Origin of the sequence: Aurantiacibacter xanthus (assembly GCF_003584015.1) — a bacterium.
GTDB lineage: Bacteria > Pseudomonadota > Alphaproteobacteria > Sphingomonadales > Sphingomonadaceae > Alteraurantiacibacter > Alteraurantiacibacter xanthus.
Window position 1 is genome coordinate 102,535 of sequence record NZ_QXFM01000114.1, and the last position, 11,547, is coordinate 114,081.

An 11,547-nucleotide genomic window follows, 5' to 3' on the forward strand; every position below is an offset into this window, starting at 1 on the left:
TTGCCCTATGCATGGTGCTCAGGTGACGCAGGATAGAACGGCAAATGGCCAGCGGGCGGGGTTCACGCTCCAGGAAAGTGAGTAAGGGCAAGAGCGCCAGGAAGTCCGGGGCCTTCTGGCACTGGACGAAGCGGCTGCTCGTGGCAGGTTTCGTGGTGGCGGGGCTTGCCGCCGTGGCGCTGTTCACGGCGGTCTATTTCGCGGCGCAGGAAATGCCCGGCTTCGAGCAGCTCAAGTCGAGCCAGAACGGCCAGACCATTGTCGTGCGCGCGCGCGACGGCACCGAGATCGTCGAGCTTGGCCCGTCTTATGGCGAGTGGCTCGATGCCAACGAAATCCCCGAGGTGATGAAGCACGCGATGGTCTCGGTGGAAGACCACCGCTTCTATTCGCACCTCGGGATCGATCCGATGGGCCTTACTCGCGCGGTCTACAATGCGCTGCAGCAGGACCGCGGCGTTTCCGCCACCTCGACCATCACCCAGCAGCTGGCGCGCAACGTGTTCCTCAATTCCAACCGCACGCTCGACCGCAAGGCGCGCGAGGCGGTGCTGGCGCTGGCGCTCGAATGGAATTTCTCCAAGGAGCAGATCCTCGAACTTTATCTCAACAAGGTCTATTTCGGCGGCGGCGCCTATGGGATCGACAGCGCCAGCCGCAAGTTCTTCAGCCACTCGGCGCGGGAGCTGAGCCTTGAGGAAGCTGCGATCATCGCCGGGCTGGTCAAGGCGCCGAGCCGCTATTCCCCTACCGCTGATGCCCAGGCTGCGGTCGACCGCGCGCGCGTGGTGATCGGGCAGATGGTCGCCTATGGCGACCTTGACCCGGCGCGCGTGCCGCAGTTCGACACCTCCATCGTTCACCTGCGCGAGGAGGCGGGGCAGAACTCGATCCGCTATTTCACCGACTGGGCGCTGCCGCAGCTCGATCTGCTGCTGCCGAACGGGTCGAACGAACCGATCGACGTCTGGACCACCATCGACATCGGGATGCAGCGTGCGGCGACTGCCGCGGTGAAGTCGAACGTGCCCAATGGCGCGCAAGGCGCGCTCGTCAGCCTTGATCGCGATGGGGCGATCCTCGCCATGGTCGGCGGCACCGACTACGTGACCAGCAACTACAACCGCGCCACCGAGGCGCTGCGTCAGCCGGGCTCGGCATGGAAACTGTTTGTCTATCTTACTGCGCTGGAAGGCGGCTATCGCCCCGACGATACCGTGCACGACCAGCCCGTCACCATCGACGGGTGGAGCCCGCGCAACTCAGGCGGCACCTATGCCGGGGCCATCGACGTGCGCAGCGCCTTTGCCTATTCGAAGAACACCGTCGCCGCCTCGCTCGGCTATGAGTTCGGCTTTTCGAACGTGGCCTCGATGGCGCGCCGGTTCGGCATCAGCACGCCCATTTCAACACTGCCGGCCATGGTGCTCGGCTCCAGCGAGGTGCGCGTGATCGACCTTACCCGCGCCTTTGCGGCGGTCGCCGCCAAGGGGCAGTCGGTCGAGCCCTATGGTATTATTCGCGTGACCGGGGCCGACGGGCGCGAACTCTATCGCCACGAGGAGCCGCGCGCCTACCAGCTCGTGCCCGACTATGTCGCGGCCGGGATCACCGATCTGCTGCAAACGGCGGTCGCCACCGGCACCGGTCGCGCGGCGCAGATCGGCCGCCCGGTCGCAGGCAAGACGGGCACGACCTCAAGCAACAAGGACGGCTGGTTCGTCGGCTTCTCCTCGGGGATTACCACCGGCGTGTGGATGGGCCGCGACGACGCCAAGGCGGTGCCCGGCCTGCAAGGCGGACGCGCGCCAGCCTCGGCCTTTGCCACCTACATGCGCTATGCGGTGAAGGATCGCCCGGTCGAGCAGTTCGACACCGATCTGAAACTGCCCGAATGGCAACTCGAACCCGATGACGAGTACTATTACGGCGAGGATTCCGACTACTATTACTACATCGACGAGAACGGCAATCTGGTCGAGCCGCAGCGCCCAGGCGCGGTGCGCGATCAAGCCCCGTCCTACGATCAGCTGGACCCGGCCGGAATGGACCGCGACCCGCCGCCTGCCGCCAACGACAGCTTCCTCGACCGGGCGATCAACGGTCTGCGCCCCGGTCGCGACCGGCCTGAAGCCCCCACTGCACCCGCTCCGGCGCCATCGCCAACAGCGCCCGCCGACCGGCGCTATCAGCAACCGGTCAACTGATCCCGATCAGGCAAGAAAAAGGCCCCGTCCGGCTCGTGCCGAACGGGGCCTTTTTTCTGGGCCGTTGCCGCTTGCTTGCGGGGCCTATTCGCTCAGCAGTCGCACCGCGACCGACTGCGGCTGACCGCCGCGCGCCTGTGCCCGCAGCAGCACCGCGCCGCGGCGGCTGTCGCGCGCCTCGCGCAGGATGGCTTCGAGGTCGGCGACCTGCGCCACCGGGGTGCCGTTCGCGGAGAGGATGATGACCCCGCGCGAGAGGCCCTTGCGCGCCGCATCCGAATTGGGCGCGACCACCGTGATGGCAAGGCCTGTGGTGTCGTTCGGAACGCCAAGCTGGCGCGCGATCGTCGGGGTCACCGGCACCGCCTGGATGCCGAGCAGCTCGGCCAGCGGGCCGCCACCCTGGTTGGGAGCCATGGGTGCGGCGTCTTCGTCGTCATTGCCGCTGAACATCTGCTGCTGGCGCAGCTCCTCGTCGCTCGGACGGCGGCCGACGGTGGTGCGCACCGTCTGTTCGCGGCCCTCGCGCAGGATGCGGACCGGCACGGTGGTGCCCGGCGCGATGTTGGCGACGATGTACGACAGCGAATTGTCGCGGGTCACATCCTTGCCATCGACCTTCAGCACCACGTCGCCCGCTTTCAGGCCGGCCTTCTCTGCCGGTTCGCCGGGGCTGACCATCTGGATGAACTCGCCGCGATTGCGTTCGATGCCGAGCGCTTCGGCCATGTCGTCGTCAACCGGCTGGATGCGCACGCCGAGATAGCCGCGCAGGATTTCCTCGCCGTTGATCAGCTTGTCGACGATCGGCTGGGCGATGTCGGCAGGAATGGCAAAGCCGATGCCAACGCTGCCGCCGGTGGGCGAATAGATCGCGTTGTTGATGCCGATCACATTGCCCTGCATGTCGAACAGCGGGCCGCCCGAGTTGCCGCGGTTGATGGCGGCGTCGGTCTGGATGTAGCGGTCGTAAGCGCCGCCGCCGGCCGTGCGCAGCACCGAGGAGACGATGCCGCTGGTCACCGTGCCGCCGAGGCCGAACGGGTTGCCGATGGCGATCACCCAGTCACCCACGCGCGCCTCGGTCGAGCCGCCGAAGTGAACGAAGGGGAAGGGCTCCGAGCGCTGGATCTTGAGCACGGCAAGGTCGCTCTGCGGATCGGTGCCGACCAGCTCGGCCGGATATTCGGTGCCATCGGCCAGCGTCACAGTCACGCCTTCGAGCTTGGCGCGGGTATCGGGCGGGCTGACCACGTGATTGTTCGTCACCACGTAGCCATCGGCCGAAACGAGGAAGCCCGAACCGAGCGACTGGGCTTCCTGCGTGGTCGGGCCGCCACCGCCGCGATTGCCGAACAGATCGGCAAAGGGGGTGCCGGCAAACGGGTTCTGGTTCTCGACGGTGATTCGCTGGCGGGTGGAAATATTGACCACTGCCGGCTGCAAGGCCGCGGTGAGGTCGGCAAAGCTCGACGGCGCGCCAGCACGGGGAACCACGTTCTCCATCTGCACGCGGTCGTTCTGGGCGACCTGGGCTCCGGCGGGGTGGCCGGTGACGAGCGAGACGACCGCACCGCTGGTCAGCAGGGCGGCGGTAATGCCATAGGAATAGCGCACGGGCTTCACGTCCTTATGTTCCTCTCTAACTGCAACATGCAGGAGCTTTTTGGTCCTGCCGGTAGATTGGGTACGTCCAGCGCCTTTTCCAGCGTACTGCGGCTGAATGCGGGTTTAACGACAAGTGTAGTCGATAAATTCCCTTAGCCAGCCGCGCGGTCGCGTCAGCGACCGCGGAACTGACGCAGATACTCGTTATTGCCGTCCATAATGATCGAGCTTTCCCCGTTTCCGGTCTCGAAAGTCCGGCGGTAGGACTGCATCGCACGCCAGAAATCGTAGAACTCGGGGTCCTTGTTGAAGGCGTCGGCATAGATCTTGGCGGCTTCAGCTTCGGCTTCGGCGCGGATGATCTGCGCATCGCGGCGGCCACCGGCGCGAATCGTCTCGGCCTCTTCCTGCCGGTCGGACTGCATGCGGTTGAAAGCGGCCTGCAGCGGGGTGCCCTGCGGCAGATCGGCGCGCTTGATGCGCACGTCGAGGATCTGCGCGCCATAGCGCCGCGCCTGCGCGTCAAGCACCTGGCGGATGCGGGTCATGGCATTGCCGCGCTCGGGCGTGAGCAGGCTGGCGAAGGTGCGCCGGCCCAGTTCCTGCCGCAGCACCGAGATCATGATCGGCGCGAGCTGGTTGCGCAGCCCCTCTTCGGTGCCGGCGCTTTCCACCATCAGCACAGGGTCGATGATGCGGAAGCGGGCATAGGCATCGACTTCCAAACGTTGCTGATCTTGCGACAGCACTGTTTCGGAATCCATGTCGAGGTTGAGGATGCGGCGGTCGACCATCTGCACCCGCTCGACGATCGGCATGCGCAGGACGAGACCCGCGCCCGTCTGGCCATAAGGCTGTTTCGGGTTGAAGGCGTTAATCTTGCGTACGGGTTCACCGGTGCGGATCACCACGGCCTGCTTCGTTTCAGGGACGATCACCACCGAGCTTGCCAGAGCCACCAACAGGGCAACGACGGCAATGACGGCGAACTTGTGCTGTTGCCAGATCGCTTCCATCTTACTGGCCCTCCTGCTTGGCTTGCGGGGGCGTGATGGTCACGCTGTTGCCCTGAGCCTCCTGCGAGCGGCGGCGCAGTTCGGGCAGCGGCAGATAGGGGGTTACGCCCGAGCCGCTTTCGACGATGGTCTTGTCGGTTTCGGCAAGCACGCTTTCCATGGTCTCGTAATAGAGGCGCTGGCGCGTCACCTGCGGGGCGAGGCGGTACTGCTCGTAGATTTCGTTGAACTCGGCCGCGCCGCCCTGCGCCTGCGCGAGGAGCTGCTGTTCGTAGCGGCGTGCCTCGTTGAGGTTACGCTCGGCATCCTGCCTGGCGGCGAGCACGTCGTTGAAGGCCTCGATCACCTGCTGCGGCGCTTCGGTCTTGTCGATTTCGATACCCTGGATCGCGACGCCCGCGCCATAACCATCGAGGATCGCCTGCATGCGCGTGCGCACGCGGAACTCCACCTGCTCGCGGCCTGAGCCTGACAGCACGGTATCGAGATCGGTCTCCGCGACCGAGGCGCGCATCGCCGCTTCGGCCACTTCGCGCACGGTCTCGCCCGGCTCGGCAAGCTGGAACTTGAACTGGGACAGATCCTTGATGTTCCAGCGGATGATATAGGACAGATCGACCAGATTCTGATCGCCGGTGAGGATCAGGTTCTCGTCGCCGCCGCCAATCGTTTCGAGGCGGATCTGGCTGACGTTCTCGACCTCGACCATCTGGATCGGCCACGGCCAGGTAAAGTTGGTGCCCGGCTGCATCGGCCCGGCATACTGCCCGCCGAGCCAGGTCTTGATGCCTGCCTCGCGCGGCTGCACGAAGTGGACCGAAGTGAGGCCCAGCCACAGCAGCACGACGCCGCCGATGGCGATCGGGAACCAGCTCTTGCCGCCGGGGCGTTCGGGCATGCGGAAGTTGGGGCCGCGCGGGCCGCCGGTGCGGCGCGGGCCTTCGGGGCCGCGGTTCTTGAACAGGTCTTCGATGCTGGCCGAACCGCGCGCGCCATCCTTGCCGCCGGGCAACCAGGGGTTGCGCGGGCCATCTTCGCCCGATGGCGTGGGAGTGGGCGTGCCATCCCCGTTGCCGCCGGAGTTGTCGCCATTGTTGCCCGAGGGCTTGCCCCAGGGGCTACCTTTGCCGGCCATTGCCAGTGCGATCCTTTCGATCTTCCCGCCCAGTCGTTCCATAGCCCTACTGTATAAGGCGGGTTGCCACGAAAAACAGGGGCGACAAGCAAGTTTTCGGTGCTTTGGCGGGCGCAAACGGGCTAGGGGCAGCGTCATGAGCATGGATGACACAGTTCGCGCCGCCATTCCCGCAGAGCTTTCGGGCATGGTCAGAAGCGCCAAATTCGCCAACGGGATTGCCACCATCATTGCCGATGCCTCCGGGCTGGGGCGCAGCGCCGCCGCGCAGCTCCAGAGCGAGCTGGAACAGGCCGTGGGCGGCGTGCCCGGAGTTACCGAAGTGCGCGTGGCGCTGATGGCCGACAAGGTCGAACGACGCATCATCGCGGTCGGCTCGGGCAAGGGCGGGGTCGGCAAGTCGACGCTGACCACCAACCTTGCCGTTGCGCTGGCGAAGGCTGGGCGCAAGGTCGGCGTGGTCGATGCGGACGTTTACGGCCCGTCGCAGCCGCTGCTGCTGGGCACACAGAACGAGAAGCACCGCGCCGAGGGCCAGACGCTGATCCCGAGCGAAAGCGAATTCGGGGTGAAGCTGCTGTCGATGGGCCAGCTGATCGAGCCGGGGCGGGCGATTGCCTGGCGCGGGCCGATGGTGGGCCAGGCGCTCGGCCAGCTGATCGAGGCCGACTGGGGCGATGTCGATACCCTGCTGGTCGACCTGCCGCCGGGCACCGGCGATGTGCAGCTGACCATGTTGCAGAAGTTCAAGCCGGCGGGCGCGGTGATCGTCTCCACCCCGCAGGATCTGGCGCTGATTGACGCCACCCGCGCGATCGACCTGTTCCGGCAGGGCCAAGTGCCGATCATCGGGCTGGTCGAGAACATGTCGGGCTATGTCTGCCCGCATTGCGGCGAGGCGAGCAATCCCTTCGGCCACGGCGGCACCGAAAGCGCGGCGCAGTCGCTGGGCGTGCCGTTCCTCGGGCGCATTCCGCTCGACATGGCGATCCGTGTGGCGAGCGACACCGGCCAGCCGCCCGCCGCCAATGACCTGCCGCACGGGGCACCGTTCGCCGCCATCGCCGAGCAGCTTTCCGCATGGCTGGACCGCACCGCCTGAGCCGGGCACAGTAGCGTGACATCGGCCTGGGAGGACCGTTTGCGGTGCAGCTGACACGGCGAGGAATTTTGGCAGGGGCCGCGCTGGGCGGCGGCTTGCTCGTCGCCTGGACGCTGCTGCCGCGCCAGTTCGACAATCCGCTGGCGCCGTCTGACAACGAGGTCGCTTTCGACGCATGGGTCAAGATCGCGGCTGACGGCGTCGTCACCGTGGCCGTGCCGCAGCTCGAAATGGGGCAGGGCGTCACCACGCTGCTGCCGCAGATCGTGGCGATGGAGCTGGGGGCCGACTGGCGGCAGGTGGCGGTCGAGCCCGCGCCGGTGAGCGGGGCCTATGCCAACCTCCCGCTTGCCGCGCGCTGGGTGCCCTTGTGGCGGCCACTGCTGCCCGATCTTGCCAGCCAGCCCGATGATTTCCTTGTCGAGCGGTTTGCACAGGGCAACAACTTCACTGCCACCGCGCAGGGTTTTACGCTGCCCGCCTACGAGCTGGCCTGCCGCGAGGCGGGGGCATCGGCGCGCGCAATGCTGGCCATGGCCGCGGCGGATAGGTGGGATGTCGCCTGGGAGGAGTGCGAGGCGGCGGGCGGCTTCATCCGCCACGGCGAGAACGTCGCGAGCTTTGCCGAACTGGCGCTCGACGCGGCGCGCTTCGATGCCCCCGAGGTGCCGCCGCTCAGGGCGCAATCGCCATCGGAGCCGGTCGGCGATATCGCGCTGGGCGATCAGCCGCGCACGGCCTTCCCCCGGCTCGACCTGCCGAGCAAGGTCGATGGCAGCCATGTGTTCGCCGCCGATGTGCGCCTGCCCGACATGGTCTATGCCGCGATCCGGCATGCGCCGCTCGACAAGGCGACGCTGGCCCAGTTCGACCCTGCGCTGGCAAGCGGGCAACGCGGCCTGATCCAGCTGGTGCGCGGCAAGAACTGGCTGGCGGCGCTGGGCGAGACATGGTGGGCGGCGGAAGAGGCGCTGAAGAAAATCGCGCCGCGGTTCTCCTATGTCCGCACGGTGCGCAGCGAGACCATCGCCACCAAGCTCGACGAGGCGGTGCTGCGCGGCAAGGCCAAGGTATTCGCTACGCGCGGCAATGGCGCACAAGGCCTGCAATCGAACGAGGCGCGTCGCTACGAGATCGCCCCGGCGCTCCACGCCACGCTGGAAACCAGCAGCGCCACGGCACGGTTGATCGACGGAACGCTCGAACTGTGGCTGGCGACGCAGGCACCCGAGGCGGCGCGCGTGGCGGCGGCGCGGGCGCTCGGTATCTCTACCAGCAATGTCGTGCTCTATCCGGTGTCGGCGGGCGGCAGTTTCGACCGGCGGCTCGACAATGCCATTGCCATCGAGGTGGCGCTGCTGGCGCGCGAGGCGGGGCGTCCGGTGCAGCTGACATGGTCGCGCTGGCAGGAGCATGTCGCAAGCTATCCGCGCATGCCCGCCGTCGGGATTCTTGGCGCGCAGGTCAGCGCCGATGGCACCATCGCCACCCTGCGTGCCCGGCTCGCGTCACCGCCGACGATGCGCGAATTCGGTTGCCGCCTGTTCGACAACCAGACCAGCTGGGCGGCAATCGACAGCGTTGCGGGCGAAGCCGATCCCTTCGCGGTGGAGGGCATGGACCCGCCCTATGCGATCCCCAACGTCGCGGTCGAACATGTGTCGGTGGCGATTGCCTTGCCCACTGCGCCGATGCGCGGGCGCGCCGATGCGATCACCTGCTTCATGCGCGAGAGCTTCCTCGACGAAATCGCGCGCACGTACGAGCGCGAGCCGTTGTCTTACCGCATGGCCATGCTCGGCGGAGACGCGCGGCTGGCGGCCTGCCTCCAGCAGGTTGCGCGTATGGCCGAGTGGGACGGCGGCGCGCCGGGCACCGGGCAGGGCCTCGCCTGCCATGTCATGAGCGACGGTGTGGCAGGCCTTGGCGAGCAGGCCCCCGCCACGGGCCGGATCGCGGTGATCGCCACGGCCAGCGCCGGGGCGGGCGGGGTTCGGGTGAGCCGCATCGCCGCCTGTGTCGACATCGGCCGGGTGGTCAACCGCGACCTCGCCTTGCAGCAGATCGAGGGCGGGCTGATCTTCGGTCTCAGCCTCGCGCTCGGCTCGGCTACCGACTATGCCGACGGCCTGCCCACGCACGGGCGGCTCGCCGCGCTTGGCCTGCCGACCCTGGCCGATTGCCCCGAGATCGCGGTTGAGTTCATCGCCAGCGACCTGCCGCCGTTCGATCCGGGCGAAATCGGGGTGGCCGCCGTGGCCCCTGCCGTCGCCAATGCCTTTTTTGCCGCGACCGGGCTGCGTTTGCGCCGTCTTCCGCTTATATCCGCGCTCGCATGACCTGGACACCGCAGAACCTTCCCGCCGATCATCCCTCCGTTGCCAGTGGCAAGATCGGGGTGCTGGTCGTCAACCTCGGCACGCCGACAGCGCCCGACGCCCCCTCGGTGAAGCGCTATCTGGCCGAGTTCCTGTCCGACCCCCGCGTGATCGAAATCCCCGCGCTGGTGTGGCAGCCGATCCTGCGCGGGATCATCCTCAACACCCGCCCCAAGAAGAGCGCCCATGCCTACCAACAGGTGTGGACCGACGAAGGCTCGCCGCTGGCCGCGATCACCGCGCAGCAGGCGTGCGGGCTGCAGCAGCGGCTGGGCGATGGCGTCATGGTCGACTGGGCGATGCGCTATGGCGCGCCCTCGATCCCCGACCAGCTCGACAAGCTGATGCAGGCCGGGTGCGAGCGCATTCTGCTCGCGCCGCTCTATCCGCAGTATTGCGCCGCCACCACGGCCACGGTTGTGGACAAGGCTGGGGACTGGCTGCGGGAAAAGCGTTGGCAACCCTCGCTGCGCACCCTCCCGCCTTACCACGACGACCCCACCTATATCGCCGCGCTCGCGCAGGATCTGGGCGCGCAGCTCGACGCGCTGGCCTTCCAGCCCGAGGTGCTGCTGCTGAGTTTTCACGGCATGCCCGCGCGCACGCTGGAGCTGGGCGACCCCTACCACTGCCACTGCATGAAGACCGCGCGCCTGCTCGAAGCCGCGCTGGCGCGGCCTGCGCTGCGCATGGTGACAACCTTCCAGAGCCGCTTCGGCCGCGCCAAGTGGCTCGAACCTGCGACCGACGTGGTGCTCGAAGCGGAGGCGAAGAAGGGCACCCGGCGCATCGCCATCGCCGCGCCGGGCTTTTCCGCCGACTGCCTCGAAACGCTGGAGGAGCTAGCGATCCGCGGGCGCGAGCAGTTCACCGAGGCGGGCGGCGAACAGTTCGCCGCGCTCAGCTGCCTCAACGCGGGCGATGCAGGCATGGCCATGCTCGAAGCGCTGATGCGGCGCGAGCTGGCCGGTTGGCTCTGAGCCTTACCGGGTCAACATCGTGAACGAATATGTCCTGTTGTTTCTGGTGGTGTTCGCCGTCAACCTGCTACCCGCCTTCGGGCCGCCGACATGGTCGGTGATCCTGCTGTTCGGACTGCGCTCGCAATTGCCGCTGCCCGCGCTGGTGGTGATCGCCGCGCTTGCCTCGTCAAGCGGGCGGTTTGTGCTGGCGCATCTGTTCCGCCTGTTCGCCTCGCGCCTGTCGGAGAAGACCAAGGCCAACCTCGCCGCCGCCCGCGCCGCCTTCGAGGGCAAGCGCCACAGCGGGCTGATGGCGCTGGTGTTCTTCGCGGTCTCGCCGCTTCCTTCGGCGCAGATGTTCGGCGCGCTCGGACTGGCGGGCATGCGGCTCGCGCCGTTCGTGGGCGCGTTCTTCGTCGGGCGGCTGGTGTCCTACACCTTCTATGCCGGATCGGCGCAACTGGTGGCCGAGCACACCAGCTTCGGCGAGACCTTTCAGGAAACGCTCACCAGTCCGCTGTCGATTGCGCTGCAACTGCTGCTGCTGGCGGGGCTGGTGGCGATGACCAAGATCGACTGGGCGCGCTGGCTCGGCAAGCCGGACGAAAAGCCGCCCGAACAACCGCGCGACTAGAAATCTATCGCGATGCCGTCCTTCACCCAGTCGCCATAGCGGGTGGGGCTCAGCTCTTCCTTGTCTGCGCCCTTCTGCGGCGCGGGCAGCGGATCGTTGGTCCAGTGCACGGGCTTGGTGAAGGTTGCGGGGCGTTTGGTGGCTCGTTGCATAGCCTTGCCGATATGGGCCCACTGGCGCTGCGGCGCAACCGTCGCTAGGGCAAGGCGATGGCGACAATTCCCGGACATGGCGCGCGCAAGGCGGCGCTGAAGATGCTCGATGCTGTGCTGCGGCGCGGCGAGACCATGGAGCAGGCGGGCGGCGCGGCCAATGGCCTGCCCGAATTCGCCGACCGCGCGCTCGCTCGCGCCATTGCGGCCGAAGTGTTGCGCTGGCTGGTCGATCTCGATGCGCTGATCGACAGCGCCACCAGGAAGCCGCTGCCCGACGATGCCAAGGCGCGTGCGGTGCTGCGGATGATGCTGGCGCAGTGGCTGCGGCTCGACACCCCGCCGCACGCGGT

General features: G+C 67.3%; 10 protein-coding genes. 6 read left to right on the forward strand and 4 right to left on the reverse strand.

Translation table 11 applies throughout. From position 1 onward, the window contains the following. The first annotated feature begins 44 nt into the window (after positions 1 to 44). Positions 45 to 2,207 (forward strand): transglycosylase domain-containing protein, encoded by a 2,163-nt coding sequence (locus tag D2V17_RS14515; RefSeq protein ID WP_119593523.1) that lies wholly within the window; start codon positions 45 to 47, stop codon positions 2,205 to 2,207. 84 nt (positions 2,208 to 2,291) lie between these two features. Here D2V17_RS14515 and D2V17_RS14520 read toward each other — a convergent pair whose 3' ends face one another. From D2V17_RS14520 to hflK, 3 genes are all read right to left on the reverse strand, one after another. Next, positions 2,292 to 3,833 carry a Do family serine endopeptidase gene (locus D2V17_RS14520; protein ID WP_245978731.1) on the reverse strand — a complete coding sequence of 514 codons (1,542 nt, stop codon included), beginning with the start codon at positions 3,831 to 3,833 and terminating at the stop codon, positions 2,292 to 2,294. Positions 3,834 to 3,988: 155 nt separating this feature from the next. Continuing rightward, positions 3,989 to 4,831 carry a protease modulator HflC gene (hflC, locus tag D2V17_RS14525; protein WP_119593524.1) on the reverse strand — a complete coding sequence of 281 codons (843 nt, stop codon included), beginning with the start codon at positions 4,829 to 4,831 and terminating at the stop codon, positions 3,989 to 3,991. Between the two features lies 1 nt (position 4,832). Continuing rightward, positions 4,833 to 5,966 (reverse strand): protease modulator HflK, encoded by a 1,134-nt coding sequence (hflK, locus tag D2V17_RS14530; RefSeq protein WP_119593538.1) that lies wholly within the window; start codon positions 5,964 to 5,966, stop codon positions 4,833 to 4,835. Positions 5,967 to 6,102: 136 nt separating this feature from the next. Here hflK and D2V17_RS14535 point away from each other — a divergent pair, with 136 nt between their 5' ends. The 4 genes from D2V17_RS14535 to D2V17_RS14550 are packed head-to-tail and all read left to right on the forward strand — an operon-like array spanning position 6,103 to position 11,042. Further along, positions 6,103 to 7,068 carry an Mrp/NBP35 family ATP-binding protein gene (locus tag D2V17_RS14535; RefSeq protein WP_119593525.1) on the forward strand — a complete coding sequence of 322 codons (966 nt, stop codon included), beginning with the start codon at positions 6,103 to 6,105 and terminating at the stop codon, positions 7,066 to 7,068. A gap of 44 nt (positions 7,069 to 7,112) precedes the next feature. Then, positions 7,113 to 9,407, forward strand: coding sequence for a molybdopterin cofactor-binding domain-containing protein (locus D2V17_RS14540; RefSeq protein WP_119593526.1), 2,295 nt, complete (start codon positions 7,113 to 7,115; stop codon positions 9,405 to 9,407). Next, positions 9,404 to 10,426, forward strand: coding sequence for a ferrochelatase (hemH, locus tag D2V17_RS14545; RefSeq protein WP_119593527.1), 1,023 nt, complete (start codon positions 9,404 to 9,406; stop codon positions 10,424 to 10,426). Before D2V17_RS14540 ends, hemH begins: the two co-directional genes overlap by 4 nt. 19 nt (positions 10,427 to 10,445) lie before the next feature. Next, positions 10,446 to 11,042: an SNARE-associated domain-containing protein gene (locus D2V17_RS14550; RefSeq protein WP_119593528.1), complete on the forward strand. Its 597-nt coding sequence runs from the start codon at positions 10,446 to 10,448 to the stop codon at positions 11,040 to 11,042. Here D2V17_RS14550 and D2V17_RS14555 read toward each other — a convergent pair. Then, positions 11,039 to 11,194: a DUF1674 domain-containing protein gene (locus D2V17_RS14555; RefSeq protein ID WP_119593529.1), complete on the reverse strand. Its 156-nt coding sequence runs from the start codon at positions 11,192 to 11,194 to the stop codon at positions 11,039 to 11,041. The genes D2V17_RS14550 and D2V17_RS14555 overlap by 4 nt on opposite strands. A gap of 57 nt (positions 11,195 to 11,251) precedes the next feature. On the opposite strand from D2V17_RS14555, the gene D2V17_RS14560 reads away from it, so the two are divergent. Next, positions 11,252 to 11,547: transcription antitermination factor NusB (locus tag D2V17_RS14560; RefSeq protein WP_147367424.1), on the forward strand; the 296-nt coding region annotated here is incomplete at its 3' end.

Excerpts from the sequence above, each read along its gene's own strand:
- D2V17_RS14515 (WP_119593523.1), top strand. The coding sequence starts at position 45 with ATGGCCAGCGGGCGGGGTTCACGCTCCAGGAAAGTGAGTAAGGGCAAG.
- hflC (WP_119593524.1), bottom strand. The coding sequence starts at position 4,831 with ATGGAAGCGATCTGGCAACAGCACAAGTTCGCCGTCATTGCCGTCGTT.
- D2V17_RS14555 (WP_119593529.1), bottom strand. The coding sequence starts at position 11,194 with ATGCAACGAGCCACCAAACGCCCCGCAACCTTCACCAAGCCCGTGCAC.
- D2V17_RS14535 (WP_119593525.1), top strand. The coding sequence starts at position 6,103 with ATGAGCATGGATGACACAGTTCGCGCCGCCATTCCCGCAGAGCTTTCG.
- hemH (WP_119593527.1), top strand. The coding sequence starts at position 9,404 with ATGACCTGGACACCGCAGAACCTTCCCGCCGATCATCCCTCCGTTGCC.
- hflK (WP_119593538.1), bottom strand. The coding sequence starts at position 5,966 with ATGGCCGGCAAAGGTAGCCCCTGGGGCAAGCCCTCGGGCAACAATGGC.